The organism is Mariniflexile sp. (assembly GCF_052728615.1).
This window is the reverse complement of record NZ_JBFVFE010000005.1, coordinates 17,647-34,272: the sequence shown is the minus strand read 5'-3', so window position 1 is coordinate 34,272 and position 16,626 is coordinate 17,647. Positions and strand designations below refer to the sequence as shown.

At 36.2% G+C, this 16,626-nt stretch carries 12 protein-coding genes; 9 read left to right on the top strand and 3 right to left on the bottom strand.

All coding sequences use genetic code 11. The annotated features are described in order from the left end of the window. Nucleotides 1–209: 209 nt before the first annotated feature. Nucleotides 210–938, bottom strand: coding sequence for a tRNA (5-methylaminomethyl-2-thiouridine)(34)-methyltransferase MnmD (gene mnmD, locus ACU1LP_RS03480; protein WP_445731554.1), 729 nt, complete (start codon nt 936–938; stop codon nt 210–212). Between the two features lie 122 nt (nt 939–1,060). Beyond that, a complete protein-coding gene (locus ACU1LP_RS03475) occupies nt 1,061–1,273 on the bottom strand; it encodes a hypothetical protein (RefSeq protein WP_445731553.1) in 213 nt (70 codons plus the stop codon). A gap of 94 nt (nt 1,274–1,367) precedes the next feature. Between ACU1LP_RS03475 and ACU1LP_RS03470 the strand changes: the two genes are divergently transcribed. Next, complete coding sequence (locus ACU1LP_RS03470; protein ID WP_445731552.1) at nt 1,368–2,432, top strand: branched-chain amino acid aminotransferase; 1,065 nt, start codon at nt 1,368–1,370, stop codon at nt 2,430–2,432. A gap of 304 nt (nt 2,433–2,736) precedes the next feature. On the opposite strand, the gene ACU1LP_RS03465 is transcribed toward ACU1LP_RS03470, so the two are convergent. After that, the gene (locus ACU1LP_RS03465; protein WP_445731551.1) at nt 2,737–3,123 is read right to left on the bottom strand and encodes a hypothetical protein; all 387 of its coding nucleotides are present in this window, start codon (nt 3,121–3,123) and stop codon (nt 2,737–2,739) included. A 719-nt stretch (nt 3,124–3,842) separates the two neighbouring features. Between ACU1LP_RS03465 and ACU1LP_RS03460 the strand changes: the two genes are divergently transcribed. The 8 genes from ACU1LP_RS03460 (at nt 3,843) to ACU1LP_RS03425 (ending at nt 16,599) form a co-directional block, all read left to right on the top strand. Continuing rightward, nucleotides 3,843–3,995 carry an SsrA-binding protein gene (locus ACU1LP_RS03460; RefSeq protein WP_445731550.1) on the top strand — a complete coding sequence of 51 codons (153 nt, stop codon included), beginning with the start codon at nt 3,843–3,845 and terminating at the stop codon, nt 3,993–3,995. Nucleotides 3,996–4,125: 130 nt separating this feature from the next. Next, on the top strand, nt 4,126–6,435 hold the full coding sequence (locus ACU1LP_RS03455) for a tetratricopeptide repeat protein (RefSeq protein WP_445731549.1): 2,310 nt from the start codon (nt 4,126–4,128) through the stop codon (nt 6,433–6,435). A gap of 149 nt (nt 6,436–6,584) precedes the next feature. Then, nucleotides 6,585–7,976: a DUF1800 domain-containing protein gene (locus tag ACU1LP_RS03450; RefSeq protein WP_445733435.1), complete on the top strand. Its 1,392-nt coding sequence runs from the start codon at nt 6,585–6,587 to the stop codon at nt 7,974–7,976. Nucleotides 7,977–8,071: 95 nt separating this feature from the next. Further along, nucleotides 8,072–9,265: a DUF1501 domain-containing protein gene (locus ACU1LP_RS03445; RefSeq protein WP_445735570.1), complete on the top strand. Its 1,194-nt coding sequence runs from the start codon at nt 8,072–8,074 to the stop codon at nt 9,263–9,265. Nucleotides 9,266–9,901: 636 nt separating this feature from the next. Continuing rightward, on the top strand, nt 9,902–10,252 hold the full coding sequence (gene rplS / locus ACU1LP_RS03440; RefSeq protein WP_445733433.1) for a 50S ribosomal protein L19: 351 nt from the start codon (nt 9,902–9,904) through the stop codon (nt 10,250–10,252). Nucleotides 10,253–11,119: 867 nt separating this feature from the next. Continuing rightward, the gene (locus ACU1LP_RS03435) at nt 11,120–13,330 is read left to right on the top strand and encodes an NADP-dependent isocitrate dehydrogenase (RefSeq protein WP_445733432.1); all 2,211 of its coding nucleotides are present in this window, start codon (nt 11,120–11,122) and stop codon (nt 13,328–13,330) included. Between the two features lie 73 nt (nt 13,331–13,403). Continuing rightward, complete coding sequence (locus ACU1LP_RS03430) at nt 13,404–15,779, top strand: TonB-dependent receptor (RefSeq protein ID WP_445733431.1); 2,376 nt, start codon at nt 13,404–13,406, stop codon at nt 15,777–15,779. A 4-nt stretch (nt 15,780–15,783) separates the two neighbouring features. Beyond that, the gene (locus ACU1LP_RS03425) at nt 15,784–16,599 is read left to right on the top strand and encodes a DUF4249 domain-containing protein (RefSeq protein ID WP_445733430.1); all 816 of its coding nucleotides are present in this window, start codon (nt 15,784–15,786) and stop codon (nt 16,597–16,599) included. Nucleotides 16,600–16,626: the final 27 nt, after the last annotated feature.

The window sequence follows — 16,626 nt, the reverse complement described above, 5'->3', positions numbered from 1 at the left end:
ATATAATCCACTGAATATTTTTTTGCCCGTATGTTTCTCTGCGTATCCCTTAAGCTTATTGTAATTATGTGGAACAATTTCTTATAAAAGACCTAAAGATTCTAAACCTAACGTGACAAACTGAAAACCGCAACTGAGGCTGCGACTGCGACTGCGACTGCGACTGAAAACTATTTCGTGGCTCGTAACATTTGGCTAGCACCGAAAGCTCAGGGCCTTTTCGTGGCTCTGAGCATTTCCCTCTTCCCCGGAGGCCCTGGGAGTTTTTCAACTTTAAAACCAACGGCTTGCATGGCTCTACGAACGCTTCCTTTGGCGGCATACGTCACTAACGCACCGTTTTCTTTTATGGCGTCATACATTTTTTTGAAAATGGTTTCGGTCCATAATTCGGGTTGTACGCGCGCTCCAAAAGCATCAAAATAAATAAGGTTGTATAATGCTTTATCTGCTATTTCTGAAAAAAAGCGATTTTGTTTCGTCAGCGAAAAAGTTTGTGAGACAGGGTGCTTTTCTTCCCACGGAAGCTCGTGCATCGTTTTAAAAAGCGCTTCGTTGCTTTCGGCTTTCAATTGGGTTGGATAGTTAAGTTGCACAATTTCATCCATTAAAACAGGAAAGCCTTCAATACCCACATAATCAATATGAACGCCTAATTTTTCAGATTCCAACAGCGTTATAAAAGCGTTTAGGCCGGTGCCGAAGCCTATTTCTAGGATTGAAATAGTTTGATTCAATGTTTTCGGAGACTTATCGACTGCGCTCGAAGAGACATCATGAGGACAATTTATTCTATTACAAAAATGATACAGCCCATGTTTTATAAACACATGGTAGGCTTCTTGTATGGCACCGTGTTTGGAGTGGTATTGTTCGTCCCACTCGGGTAAATGTATGGTTGATGAACCATCGGCAGTAATAACGATTTCTCTTTCCAAATTTATTGTTTTAAAAAAACCACCCACCTCATAAAAAAGGTTCCGGTTGGGTAATACCGGCAATTTCGTCAGCAGTTTTACCAGCGTCTTCCGTATAACGGCATTGCTCGTCTGCCGAAACTTCATTTACAAAAGCTTTTCCATTTACTATCACCTACCTGCATGGATTTGTAATGGGTTGCCATAGACGTTGCCTGAATAGCATAGACGGCAATAATTTCTTTTCCAAACGATTTATAGACTATTTTGTCCCCTTCTTTTGCCTGTGCCTCCGCATTGTCTTTGCAAGAACCCATTACCAAAACACAAATACAGGTAAACAGTGCATTCTTCATAACATTAAAATTTTAATTTTTAATGGAATTGTTGTAAATATACCCCTTTTTTAAAAACGATTTTACTTAAATTTGTATCCAAATAACAAGATTTATGAACGCAATAATCAATGACATAGCGGTTATTAAAGCCAAAACCACCAAAATAAAAGAGGTAGATTTTGATAATTTAAAATTTGGCCATGTTTTTTCAGACCACATGCTTGAGTGCCATTTTAAAAACGGCACTTGGGAAGCACCAAAAGTAGTGCCTTACCAAGCGATTACCTTAGACCCATCAGCAAAGATTTTTCACTATGGGCAATCTGTTTTTGAAGGTATGAAAGCTTATAAAGATGCCCATGGAGATGTCTGGTTATTTCGTCCGTTAGAAAATTTCAAGCGTTTGAATATTTCATCAAAACGCTTGGCTATTCCAGAATTGCCAGAAGCCTATTTTATGGATGGTTTGAAAGCGCTTTTGGAAGTGGACAAAGATTGGATCCCTACTAAAGAAGGCAGTTCTTTATACATTCGCCCCTTTGTTTTTGCTTCGGGAAAAGGCTTCCATGCTTCTCCTGCCGACGAATACAAATTCATCATTTGTACCGCGCCATCAGGTGCTTATTTTTCGGGGAAAGTAAAGGTTTTAATCGAAGAAACCTATTCGCGTTCCGCCAATGGAGGCGTGGGTTATGCCAAAGCTGGCGGTAATTATGCAGGACAGTTTTATCCAACCCAACTGGCGGTTGAAAAAGGCTATCAACAGGTTATTTGGACGGATGACACCAACCACGAGTATATTGAAGAGGCTGGGGCGATGAATATTTTTATTAGAATAAACGATACCCTTATTACAGGACCAACGAGCGACCGTATTTTGGATGGCATTACCCGAAAAAGCATCATCGATTTAGCTAAATCTGAAGGTATTCCTGTAGAAATTAGAAAAATATCGGTAAAAGAAGTGGTTGAAGCTGCTAAAGATGGGAGTTTAAAAGAAATGTTTGGCGCAGGTACTGCGGCGGTTATTTCGCCAATTTCCGGATTTGGATATAAAAGTGAAGATTTTGATTTACCTGAATTAAACGAAACCTATGCCAGCTATTTAAAAAAACGTATCACCGATATACAAACCAACAAATCGGAGGATCCATTTGGATGGCGATATAAGGTTTAATAGCCCATCCCTTGCCCTTCCGGAAGGAAGGAAATCCATACCTTATAAAAAAAAGGTTGTGTAAAATGTAAATGAAAATCGTCATTGCGAGACCCAATAAAAAAAATTCAAGCGGTAAAAATGACATTTCATAAATACTTGATATTAAATTAGTTAAATACGATGTCAATGGTAGTTTTTTCATTAGAAAAAAAGCGAAGCAATCTTTTTTAATGGAGTTCAAGGTGCTTTTGGTTAATTGATAAACAGATTGCTTCGTTGCTTGCAATGACGTAAAAATATATTTTTAGACAGTCTCTTTTTTTTATTTCTTCAATATAGAATCTATATCTGGCTTAAAGTAATTGGGCCCTTTCAGCACCTTACCATCTTCTCTGTAAATAGGATGGCCGTCTTTACCCAATTTGCTCATGTTACTGCGCTGAATTTCATCAAACACTTCTTCAATTTTGTATTGCATGCCATGTTCTATGATGGTGCCACACAAAATATAAAGCATATCGCCCAAGGCATCGGCAACCTCAACCAAATCGTTATTGTTTGCGGCATCCAAATACTCCTCATTCTCTTCTTTCATCAAGTTGAAACGCAAGGTGTTTTTTTCTTTTCCTAGATTGGCTTTAAGCGTTTCGCTGTGCCCTAATTTAAATGCGGTGTGAAATGCTTTTACTGCTTCAATTTTGTTTTTCATAGATAATAGATAATTATTTTGTCATTCCCGTGAATCCCGATCTATCGGGAGGAAATCTTTTAAAGGATTTCATTAAATTTGCATAAAAATAACTATATGTTCAGTAAAGGTCAAATCATTTTCGGAGTTTTATTTTTTATTGTCTTCGCCATCGTTATCGCCTATACCTACCGAAAAGATTTGAAACTGCACAAACGCTTCTATGCGGGGAGCGTGTGGGTACTTATAGCCTTCATCTCTTTTATTTTATTTATTTCGGCCATTAAGTTTTTTTTTAAATAAGCTGTATTTTTCTTAATACTTTGCCTGCCTGCTTGCCTGCCAATCTTTTAAATTGAGTCTCTATTGTATTTTGTTTATAAATTAAACAGATTGCTTCGTGATGCTCCTACCATTGACAAGTATTTTATATAATTGATTATCAGATATTTATATATTATCAAAATTTTAAAAACACCCCTAAAGTCTCCTCTAGGTGGCAATCCATGTTTTCAAATTTTCAGTTTCAAATTCAATTTAATGGTCAACAATAGCGCTTGATGATTTTTTTTATCTGATGCCTCGCAACGAACCCGTTCACTTCTTCTTGGCTTAATTTAATACGATACCATATCATTGTTTTCATCCAAAGACAGCAAAGTAAGTTTAATAGCCCTAACATAATTAACTGAACGGTAGACTAAGTTTTACTATTTTTGTTTTCTAAGAAGGACTTAAAAATGAAAAAGCAAGCATTCAAATTTTTAGCAAAGGTTAACAAAGTGATCTTACCCAGTTATTCTAAAAAAAAATTGGATTTAACTAAAGCCAGTAAACTACAAATGGCCATCATTGGTTGGAGATGGTTTGTTACCAAAAATGCTTTAGGGTAACTATTACCAAAAATGCTTTAGGGTAACTATATACTTCGCTTTCTAGTTTTAATTTAAAAAAAACTCTACATAGGTTTTATGCACAAAACAGCGCATATTTGGCAAACATGAATTGAAACATAAAGATTAAATGGCTATTTTTGTTTCATACCAATTAAATGTTTCATTTGTGATCTGTCCTTTTAAAAATCCCATTAAAAAAAGTTTACTTCTTTTAAAATCATCACTTTTTATATTTGCTTTCATTATTATTTCATGTAAAAAAGAATCCAAATACATCCCAGTTTCAGAAAATGACATCTTTGCATCCACAGAACAAATTCCAGACAGTCATTTTTTAGGAGACCAAAACTGTAAAGAATGCCATAAAGACCAATTTAAAGCATGGAAAGGATCAGACCATGATAAAGCGATGCAGTTGGCAGATAGTACTTCTGTATTAGGTGATTTTAACAATGAAAAATTTACCAGCCAAGGTGTTACTTCCCGTTTTTATAAAAAAGAAGGTGGTTTTTATGTGAATACCGAAGGCCCTGACGGGAAAAACCACGATTATAAAATTGTTTACACCTTTGGCATTACCCCATTGCAGCAATATATTGTTGCGTTCCCCGACGGGCGTTTTCAATGTTTAAGGACCGCTTGGGATTCCGTAAAAAACAAATGGTTTGATTTGTATCCCGATTTTAAAGTGGTGCATTCCGAATGGTTGCATTGGTCCAGAGGCGGATTGAACTGGAATACCATGTGTTCCGACTGCCATTCTACAAACGTCCGGAAAAATTACGATTTCAAAACAAATAGCTACCATACAAAATATGCCCTGATAAACGTAAACTGTGAAGCTTGCCATGGGCCTGGGAAACAACATGTGGACGATGTTAAACGCCTAGGGAACAACTATACAGCCACAGGAACCATGCAGATGACACTAAATACCAAACCACATGATTTAGTGGACCAATGCGCCCGTTGCCACATACGTAGGGAGCAATTTTCGGAAGCCTTTAATTTTGAAGGCACCTTGTTAGACCACTATTTTCCTCAATTAATTGAAGAACCCATTTATTACCCAGATGGTCAGATTTTAGACGAAGATTATGTTTACGGTTCTTTTATCCAAAGTAAAATGTACCAAAACAATGTGGCGTGCAACAATTGCCATGATTCGCATTCGTTAAAACTGAAATTTGAAGGTAATGCTTTATGCGCTCAATGCCATATTCCCGAAAAATTCAATACCCCTAAACATCATTTTCACGACATGGGGACTGAGGGTGCTCAATGTGTTAATTGCCACATGCCCGGAAAATATTATATGGGCAACGATTTTAGGCGCGACCATAGTTTTAGAATACCCAGACCCGACCAAAGCTTACAATACGGCACTCCCAATGCCTGTGCCGGTTGCCACAAAAAAGACAATACATGGGCTTGGGAATCATTTCAAAAACTATTCGGAGCCGTTGATTCCATTCATTTTTCCGATAAATTGGCTCCTGGCATTACGGGCCAACCAAATGCCCATACCGGACTCATTGAACTGGCAAATAACATAAAACAACCCGAAATGGCAAGAGCTTCCGCTGTAAAAGCTTTATCCAATTATAATACAGAAAATTTTATTAACAACTATCTAAAATGGTTAAATGATGCATCTCCATTGGTAAGAGGTGCCAGTGTGGATGTTTTGAGCGAAATCAACAATGCCGATCTTGTCAAGTCATTTTTACCCTTATTGAACGACCCTAAACGAAGCGTTAGAATCAAGGCTTTTTATGGTTTGAGTGCTTTAAGCGAAAGTCAAGTTCCTGAAACATATAAACAATCCTATCAAAAAGTGAAGAAAGAGTTTTTTACGCATATAAATACGAATTCAGATTTTGTGGGTGGACGCATTAAAGAAGCCAATTATTATTTGAAACAAGGTAACATGAAAAAAGGCATTGAAGGTTATGAAAGTGCGTTGAAATTGGATAATATCAATAACCAAGCGCGATTGACCTTAGCTAATTTATACTATAACAATAAAGAGTATAATAAAGCCGAAGCCGCCTTTAAAACGGTTATGGAACAAGAGCCGGAATATGGGCCCGCATATTATTCTTTAGCACTTATGTTCGCAGAATTGGAAAGAACGGATGACGCCATTGTTCAATTGAAAAAAGCAAGCGAAAAAATGCCCGACAACATTCGGGTTTATTATAATTTAAGCTTGCTCTACGATAAAAAACAAGACCAAAAAAACGCCGAAAACAGTCTTGTCAAAGGCTTGAAGATTGATGGAAACAACGAAAGTTTGTTATATGCATTGGCATACCATTATTCTAAACACGACCAACCGGAAAAGGCTAAAAACATATTGGTTAGATTGGTTCAATTATATCCCAACAATCCACAATATGCCAATTTTTTGCAACAGCTGAGCCCCAAAGGTTAAACTACCATATCCAATTAAACCTTTTTTAATATGAATCGTCTAATTGGTATATAAATTGAATTTCTTATGAAATGCCCTTTTTGAATTCAGGAAACCAAGAATCTTAAAGGCATTGAATCTAACCGTTGAAAAACAACACCTATAATCAGATGGAAAACAGGCATATCCAACATCTATATTTAAGAGCAGGATTTGGCATTGGTTATGATAAACTACATTTGCTGAAATCCAGATCCAATTCTGAAATTTTATCAGAATTGTTTTCAGAAGCCAAAAACATCCAGCCAATAAAACTTGACCTTTCAGAAATGGAAAGTCTGATCAAGGAAAATTATAAAGATGCAAAGCTTAAAATGGACAAAAAAACCACCATGGCGTTGCAAAAAATGAATCGGGAAAAAATCCAGGAACTGAATTATGCCTGGATCGACCGATTGAAAAACCCATCTTCCGTTTTAAATGAAAAAATGACCTTGTTTTGGGCCAATGTTTTTGTTTGTAGAGACAATAGTGTTTATCATATTCAGCATTACAATAATACCTTAAGAACTTATGCCCTTGGTAATTTTAAAGCGTTTGTAAAAGCCATTGCAAAAGAAGCATCCATGAGCAAGTATTTGAACAACCGCCAAAACGTTAAGGAAAGTCCCAACGAAAATTTTGCCCGGGAATTGATGGAACTTTTTACCCTGGGCATTGGAAATTACAGCGAACAAGACATCAAAGAATCGGCCAGGGCTTTTACGGGTTGGTCCTTTAAATTTAATGGCGATTTTTTTCTGCGGAACAACAAACACGATTACGGCGAAAAAACATTTATGGGCAAAACGGGTAATTTTGATGGCGATGCTATTATTGATATTATTTTGGAACAAAAGCAATGTGCCAGATTTATATGCGCCAAAATTTACCGCTATTTTGTGAACCCTACCATAAATGAAAGGCACCTGGAAGACATAACAAATGTATTTTATAAAGATTACGATATAAAAAACCTCATGCACTATGTTTTCAATTCCAAGTGGTTTTATGATGACGAAAATATAGGGGTTAAAATTAAATCGCCCATTGAGCTTTTGGTTGGCATACAACAAATAGTTCCTGTGGAATTCCAAAAACCGAAACAACTGCTTTACCTTCAAAAATTAATGGGACAGATATTGTTGAACCCACCAAATGTAGCGGGCTGGAAAGGCGACAAAAACTGGATAGACTCCAATACGTTAATGTTCCGGTTAAAATTACCATCCATACTTTTAAACAACGCTGTGATAAATTTAGAGGAAAAGGGCGAGTTCGAAGATTCTTTTGAAGACTATTATAAAATTCAGAAAAAGAAAGATACCTATATAAAAACCACCAAGTCTTGGGATGCTTTTGAAACCCAATACGGTAAATTATCCCCCGAGGAATTGAAAACGTTTTTAATAGTTTCTGTAATAGATGAAGATACGGATGCTTTTCTATCAAATCTAAAAATTGCGAACAACAGGGATTTTTGCGTTCAACTCATGTCAATTCCCGAATATCAACTTTGTTAAATTAAGGTTATGAAATCGCAATTACAATTATATTTATTAATAACTGTGAGTCTATGGCGATTGCATCTGACTTTTAAAACAATAAATTTTAACAGATGAAAAGAAGAAATTTTTTAAAGCAAAGTACGTTAGCGAGTAGCTTATTCTTTGTGCCAAGTTTTGTGAAAGCTTTTGAAAGTGTAGCGAAGGAATCTTTAGGATTTAAAAAGCTGGTTATTATTCAATTATCCGGAGGAAATGACGGTTTGAATACGATTGTGCCTTATAATAATGACATCTACTATAAAAACAGACCTTCCTTATCTTTATCAAAAGATAAAATCATCAAAGCCACAGATGAATTGGGGTTTAATGAAAACTTAGGAGCGCTCAAAAATTTATTCGATAAAGGATACCTTTCCATTGTCAACAATGTTGGCTATCCAAACCCAGACAGATCACATTTTAGGTCAACCGACATTTGGCATACCGCCTGCGATTCCAATGAATATTTAAATTCAGGTTGGTTGGGAAGATATATTGATACCTACGGAAAAATGCCCTATTCAGGCATTGAATTGGATGATAGTCTTTCTTTAATCATGAAAGGAAATTCCATTAACGGTATTGCCACCAAAAACCCGGCTATCCTGTACAATAATATCCAAACGCCCTACTTCAAAAAAGTATTGGACCACCAGAGTGATGCGCATTTAAGCGAGCACAACTTAGGGTATTTGTACAAAACGATGATTGAGGCAAAGTCATCCGCAAAGTATATTTACGAAACCTCTAAAACATTTAGCACCAAATTGGAATACCCAAACAATCCTTTTGGGCAACAACTAAAAACCACTGCGGAGTTTATCAATTCCAACCTTCAAAGTAAAGTCTATTATATTTCCATGGGTGGTTTTGATACGCATGCTGGACAAGTTAACAAACAAGGTAAATTGCTACAAACATACAGCGAAGCGATGGAAGTCTTTGTGAAGGATTTAGAGCAAAACGATACTTTTAAAGACACGTTGATACTTACATTTTCAGAATTTGGAAGACGTGTAAAACAAAATGCCGCCGGGGGAACCGATCATGGTGCAGCAAACAATGTGTTTGTTATAGGGAAAAATTTGAAAACCCCAGGGTTTTATAACGATGCCCCTAACCTACTGCAATTGGATGAAAATGGTGATATAAAACATACGGTAGATTTCAGGTCGATATATGCTACGGTTTTAGATAAATGGCTAGAGGTAAATGACAACGTTATTTTAAACAAGTCGTTTAGTCAATTGGATTTTATTACCTAAATTATGCGAATCAAGTGTTGAAAGTATTAAAACCAATTAGGATTTAGAATATATATTAAGGGCGTAAGCCCTAAAATCCTCGTAGATACAAACATTATTTATGAAATAAACAGGGGCGTAGCCCTGTAATCTTCGTTAAATAACACCAAAACGACATGAAAGATGGAGTCCTGAAATATAATAAACATGGCAAACATGTTCACCATTATTTTCAAAGATGTCAGGGCTAACGCCCCTAGTTCATTTTCATGATACATTTTGCTACTAAAACTACAGGGCTAACGCCCCTAAGTTTAGCGCGCACTCCAATTTTGGTTCGGATGAATAGTTACTATATTTTAACTCTTGATTCGCGTCAATTATTTCAGAACATATAAAACTGTTTATTGTAAATTATACCCGTTGGGGATTTCTTCTTTGTAAGGATGCTAATTCCAAAAAAATTCAAATTTTAAAATTCTAAATCTTAAGCTTTGCTCTGTTCAAAAAGAGTGATTTGGAATTTATTTTTTGGAATTTATTTATTCAAACCATTGCACATTACCAATTAATGATTATTTTTGCACCCAATTTCGGGTTAACCTCTGGCGAGAATCGTGAATGTTGTTCTGAATTAACATTATTAAATATAAAGATATGGAATCTTTAGTAAAATTTGTACAAAACGAGTTTGTAGCAAAAAAAGACTTCCCAGAGTTTGGGGCGGGAGACACGATTACTGTTTTCTATGAAATTAGAGAGGGCGAAAAAGTCCGTACCCAGTTTTTTAGAGGTGTTGTATTACAAAGAAGAGGATCTGGATCATCGGAAACTTTTACCATTAGAAAAATGTCTGGTACAATTGGCGTGGAGCGTATTTTCCCTGTTAATTTACCGGCGCTTCAAAAAATTGAAGTCAATAAACGTGGTAAAGTGCGTAGAGCTAGAATTTACTACTTTAGAGGTCTTACTGGTAAAAAAGCGAGAATCAAGGAACGAAGACAATAATAACATACTCTTGCAAAAGCATTTAAAAAGCCTTGATTTTTTCAAGGCTTTTTTTATTAACAAAAGTTAATAACTCTGGTTTACAATCTGTTGATATATAAAATGTTAAAAGTATTGGTTTTTCAGGAAATAGTTTCTATCTTAGCACAACTGGAAATAATAACAGCTTTGGTTGGTTTCATGTAAAGAATGAATTTATATTATATTCCGCATAAAGTAACGTTCTTTATAAAAAATTGTTTTTTGAGGTTTGATGTGAACAGGTGTAAACGTGAAGAGCATAAAACCATGACATTATAACAAGTGCCAAATGCGAAAGCAGGTGGTAACCGGTATAATGGAAAGCTTAAAAAAACGGCAAACTGAAAAGTGCGTTGTTGCAATAGAAGCAATGCCTTAAGAAAACTCAACGTGAATAACGAAAAGTGGTATTAATGGCATCAAGAAAAACAATTAACTGGAACATTTTGGGTAATAAGTCAATACATTTTGAAAATTACAGAACAGAATGTTTCGTTGAAATAACAGCACTTGAATTGAAAAGATTTAAGCGAAAGTTTAAATTGATTTGGTAGCAATACTAATTAGATCATGTTATGTTATTTCAAAGAAAGCCATGTCAAAGGAGATTAAGTTCTGCAGTGATATGGCTTTTGTTTTTTATAGCATCTCCATTGGTTTTTTAATAAATCCTTACTCGTTCCGAACATTTTTGGTTTTCCCTTAAAACTTAGTGTTTTTCTGTCCTTTTCATTTCTCCAATACCTATAAATACAAGTCTATTTTTGTATATTCGCGTCGCGAAAACGTTATAGGAAATCGCATGTCACAATTAGCCAATTATTAATATAAAAACTTTCCCATTTAATGTCTAAAATTATTTATACAAAAACCGATGAAGCTCCTGCTCTGGCAACCCGTTCTTTTTTACCCATAGTTAAAGCTTTTGTCAAGTCTTCTGGTATTGATATTGAAACTAAGGATATTTCTTTAGCTGCAAGAATTTTAGCTGTTTTTCCTGAGTTTTTAAATGAAAAACAACGCGTTTCTGACGATTTAGCCATTCTTGGAGAGATGGCAAAAAGCCCTGAAGCCAATATTATTAAATTACCGAATATCAGCGCTTCCATTCCACAGTTAAAAGCGGCCATAAAAGAATTACAGTCCCAAGGATTCGGAATTCCAAATTACCCCGATGAAGCGACCAATGGTACTGAAAAAGATATTAAATCTCGTTACGATAAAATTAAAGGAAGTGCTGTAAACCCTGTACTTCGTGAAGGCAACTCAGACCGTCGCGCACCAAAAGCGGTCAAGAATTATGCAAAGAAAAACCCACATTCCATGGGAGCTTGGAGCCGCGATTCCAAAACACATGTGGCAACCATGGAATCGGGAGATTTTTTCCATAACGAAAAATCGCTAACCTTACCAGATGCAACCACTATCAAAATAGTGCATACCGATGTTAATGGAACTGCTACGGTTTTAAAAGATAGTTTCAACCTATTAAAAGGTGAGATAATTGACGCGACCGTTTTAAGTAAAACAGCCTTAGTAAACTTTTTAGAAGCACAGATTGCGGATGCAAAAGCCAAAGGTGTGTTATTTTCTTTACACCTGAAAGGCACTATGATGAAAGTGAGCGATCCCATTATTTTTGGATATGCCGTTAAAGTGTTTTTTAAAAATGTGTTTGCAAAACATGCGGAAACCTTAGAAAAAATTGGCGTGGATGTAAATAACGGTTTTGGCAATCTTGTTGAAAAAATCCAGGAATTACCCCAGGCAAAACGCAATGAAATTCAAGCAGATATTGATGCTGCTTTTAAAAATGGCCCTGCTGTGGCCATGGTTAATAGCGATAAAGGCATTACAAACTTACATGTACCTAGTGATGTTATTATTGATGCTTCCATGCCGGCGATGATTCGTACTTCTGGGCAAATGTGGAATGCCGCAGGAAAACCCCAAGACACCAAGGCAGTAATTCCAGATAGTAGTTATGCCGGGATTTATTCAGCAACCATCGATTTCTGTAAAAAACATGGCGCCTTCGATCCTACAACCATGGGAACAGTTCCTAATGTTGGTTTAATGGCTCAAAAAGCAGAGGAATATGGTTCGCACGACAAGACTTTTGAGATAGCTTCCAACGGAACCGTAGGCGTTATGGATGTTTCAGGAAACACATTATTACAACACCATGTTGAAGCTGGAGATATTTGGAGAATGTGCCAAACCAAAGATGCGCCTATCCAAGATTGGGTTAAACTAGCCGTTACCCGTGCTAGAGCTTCTGAAACTCCTGCAGTTTTTTGGTTGGATGAAAACAGGGCCCATGATGCCGAATTAATTAAAAAAATAAACACTTATTTAAAAGAGTACGATACCAAAGGATTGGATTTAAAAATATTGGCACCTGCTGACGCCACTGTTTTTACATGCGAAAGACTGATAGAAGGCCAAGATACCATATCGGTTTCCGGCAATGTGTTGCGCGATTATTTAACCGATTTGTTCCCCATATTGGAAGTTGGAACCAGTGCTAAAATGCTATCCATTGTGCCTTTAATGAATGGTGGAGGCTTATTTGAAACCGGTGCGGGAGGTTCAGCTCCAAAACACGTAGAGCAATTTTTAGCCGAAAACCATTTACGTTGGGATTCGTTGGGTGAATTTTTAGCCCTTGCAGTGTCCTTGGAACATGTAGCTGTTACCAATAACAATGCTAAAGCACAAATTTTGGCGGATACTTTAGACGATGCTACGGGAACATTACTGGACAATGGTAAGTCGCCATCTCGTAAGGCAGGCGAATTGGATAATAGAGGAAGCCATTTTTATTTAGCTTTATATTGGGCAGAAGCTTTAGCGAATCAAACCAAAGACGCTACGTTAAAAGCTGAATTTGCATCTATGGCGAAACAATTGGCCGAAAATGAAGCTGACATTGTAAATGAGCTAAACCAGATTCAAGGACATCCCGTAAATCTGGGAGGTTATTACAAGCCCAATGAAAATTTAATCAATAAAGCCATGCGACCAAGCAAAACACTTAATGGCATTATAGTCTAAAATAAAAATAAACACTTTACAAAAAAGCGCCTAAAAAGGCGCTTTTTTATACTTTTATAAAAAAAAGCTTTTAATGAAAAACATAGTGCTATGTTTTCTTATTGTATTCAGTTTTAGTCTTGTTTCTGTTCACTCTCAGGAAAAATTCACCTTAAACGGAACCATTTTAGAAGAAAAGAGTAATGAAACCTTAATAGGCGTAAGCATCCTTTTTCCAGAATTGCAAACAGGTACAACCACCAACGAGTATGGATTTTATTCCATCACCTTACCAAAAGGCAGCTATAAAATTGTAATCAGCTATATTGGATTTGCCACTAAGACGAAAACCATAGTTCTCGATAAAAACATCACAATAAATTTCAGTTTAACAGACGCTATCGAAAATTTAGACGAAATCGTCATCACCGAAAATGTAGAAAAACTTAATATAAAAGCGCCCCAAATGAGTGTTAACCGATTAACGGCAAGCACCATAAAACAAATACCCGTAGTACTTGGAGAAGCAGATATTATAAAAGCCATTACCCTACTGCCAGGAGTTACAAGTGCAGGCGAAGGTGCCTCTGGGTTTAATGTTAGAGGCGGTTCGGTGGACCAAAATTTAATACTTTTGGATGAAGCCACCATTTATAATTCCTCACATTTATTCGGGTTCTTTTCGGTATTCAATCCAGATGCCATTAAAGATTTAAAATTGTATAAAGGCGGTATTCCGGCTCGTTATGGCGGTCGTGTGTCGTCCGTTCTGGATATTTACCAAAAGGAAGGGAACAGTAAAGAATTCCATGCCAATGGAGGCATTGGTCTTGTTTCCAGCAGATTGCTTGTTGAAGGCCCATTAAAAAAAGATAAAGGCTCGTTTCTTTTTGGTGGCAGATCAAGTTATGCGCATCTGTTCTTACCGCTTTTTGATATTGACAATAGTGCCTATTTCTACGATTTAAACACCAAACTGAGTTACAGATTAAATGATAATAACAACATCTACTTATCAGGCTATTTTGGGCGCGATGTATTCAGGATCAACGATTCTTTTGAAAACATCTATGGAAATTCTGTTTTAAACTTTAGGTGGAACCATCTCTATTCAGATAAATTATTTTCAAATTTATCATTGATCTATTCTGATTATTATTACGATTTAAAACTTGGGTTTGTTGAATTTGACTGGGTTTCAGGGATTCAAAATTTCAACATGAAATACGACTTTAAGCATTATATAAACAACACCTTCAAGCTTCAATTTGGATTGAACAGCATTTATTATAAATTTAATCCGGGTGAAATAAAACCCACTACTCCAACTTCTGGCATCAACCCGTTTAAACTTATAGATAAGTTTGCGTTTGAGAATGCTGTTTATTTAGATGCCGAACAGGATATTTCAGATAAATTGTCCGTAGCTTATGGCTTGCGGTTCAGTTCTTTTTTGAGATTGGGACAAGATGAACTCAATATCTATGAAAACAATCGGCCCGTTATATTCAATGATGATTTTAAAATTTATGAACAAGCCGAACCTATTGGTACCCAATCTTTCAAACGGAGTGATGTTATCGCGAAATTTTTCAATGTGGAACCTCGTTTATCCATAGCGTATCAACTAAATTCAAAAAGCTCTATTAAAGCTAGTTACAACAGAATGAGCCAGTATCTGCATTTATTGTCAAACACCAGTTCCCCAACGCCTTTAGATGTTTGGACACCCAGTGGCAAGTATGTTAAGCCCCAATTGCTCGACCAGTATGCTTTAGGTTATTTTAAAAATTTTGTGGACAATAGCTATTCTTTGGAAATCGAGACCTTCTATAAAAAGGTAAAAAACAGAATTGATTATATTGATGGTGCCAATTTAATAGCCAATAATGCGATTGAACAGGTTATTTTAAATGGTAAAGCCAGAGCGTACGGCCTAGAGCTGCTTTTAAAGAAAAACGAAGGTAAGTTTAATGGATGGTTGGCATATACCTTGTCCAGATCGGAACAGCAAACCAAAGGAAGAACACCAAACGAATTGGGCATAAACAACGGTAATTGGTATAAAACACCTTATGATAAAACCCACGATGTTTCATTTACTGGAAGTTACCAATTGAACAATAATTGGAAAATCAATACCAATTTTCTTTTTCAAACCGGACAACCAAGTACGTTCCCAAATTCCCAATATGTATATAATGGGATCAACATCCCAAACTTTAGCGATAGAAATTCCAACAGGTTGCCATCTTACAACCGTTTGGATATTTCTGCAACCTATGCCCCAGAACAAAAAAAATACTCGAACTGGCAAAGCTATTGGGTTTTTGGTATATATAATGTTTATAACCGCAGAAATGCAGCGTCCATCACTTTTGGAAAAAACGATGTTTCGGGCAATAATGAAGCCACAAGGTTGTCTATCTTCGGTATGGTTCCATCCATTTCATATAATTTTAAATTTTAGCGTGATGAGAAAACTAATTTACATCCTAACTATAAGCTTATTTGTATGTTCTTGTGAAGACGTTATACAATTAGGTTTAGAAACTACAGAACCAAAATTGGTAATTGATGCCTCCCTGAATTGGCCTAAAGGCACAAATGGCAATATTCAATACATACAACTTACATTAAGTGCGCCATATTATGATAAAACCGTACCGCCAGCAAACGGTGCTAAAATAACGGTAACAAATTCAGAAAACTACACGGTTGAGTTTATAGAAGATGGCAATTCAGGCCTGTATAAAACCGATGGTTTTATGCCAATAATGAACGATATTTACACCCTTACCATTACTTATAATGATGAGATTTATACCGCTACCGAAACTTTAACACCCGTTACCAATATTGATTTTGTTGAACAAAAAAACAATGCGGGCTTTTCTGGAAAGGAAACAGAAATAAAAGCATATTACACCGATCCACAAGGCATTAAAAACTATTACTTATTTGAGTTTATAAGCACCTCTTCAAATTTGCTGAGCATCGATGTTTATAATGATGAATTTACCGATGGCAACCAAATATTTGCATTCCATTCAGATGAAAATCTTAAAACTGGCGATGAACTTATTACAAGAGGTTACGGAATATCCAAGCGTTACTTTGAATTCATGAATATCCTTTTGCAGCAAAGGGACAATGAATCTGGCGACCCTTTTGAAACGCAGCCGGCAACGGTAAGGGGCAATTGCGTAAACCAAACAAATCCAAACAATTTTCCATTAGGCTATTTTAGGGCTTCTGAAGTGGCTATTTTTAAATACACCATTAAATAATGCCTCTCTTCACATACTATTTGTAGC

Coding starts and splice junctions, on each gene's coding strand:
- ACU1LP_RS03450 (WP_445733435.1), top strand. CDS start 6,585: ATGGAAAACAGGCATATCCAACATCTATATTTAAGAGCAGGATTTGGC.
- ACU1LP_RS03470 (WP_445731552.1), top strand. CDS start 1,368: ATGAACGCAATAATCAATGACATAGCGGTTATTAAAGCCAAAACCACC.
- ACU1LP_RS03460 (WP_445731550.1), top strand. CDS start 3,843: ATGAAAAAGCAAGCATTCAAATTTTTAGCAAAGGTTAACAAAGTGATC.
- ACU1LP_RS03465 (WP_445731551.1), bottom strand. CDS start 3,123: ATGAAAAACAAAATTGAAGCAGTAAAAGCATTTCACACCGCATTTAAA.
- ACU1LP_RS03425 (WP_445733430.1), top strand. CDS start 15,784: ATGAGAAAACTAATTTACATCCTAACTATAAGCTTATTTGTATGTTCT.
- ACU1LP_RS03430 (WP_445733431.1), top strand. CDS start 13,404: ATGAAAAACATAGTGCTATGTTTTCTTATTGTATTCAGTTTTAGTCTT.
- ACU1LP_RS03475 (WP_445731553.1), bottom strand. CDS start 1,273: ATGAAGAATGCACTGTTTACCTGTATTTGTGTTTTGGTAATGGGTTCT.
- rplS (WP_445733433.1), top strand. CDS start 9,902: ATGGAATCTTTAGTAAAATTTGTACAAAACGAGTTTGTAGCAAAAAAA.
- ACU1LP_RS03445 (WP_445735570.1), top strand. CDS start 8,072: ATGAAAAGAAGAAATTTTTTAAAGCAAAGTACGTTAGCGAGTAGCTTA.
- ACU1LP_RS03435 (WP_445733432.1), top strand. CDS start 11,120: ATGTCTAAAATTATTTATACAAAAACCGATGAAGCTCCTGCTCTGGCA.
- ACU1LP_RS03455 (WP_445731549.1), top strand. CDS start 4,126: ATGGCTATTTTTGTTTCATACCAATTAAATGTTTCATTTGTGATCTGT.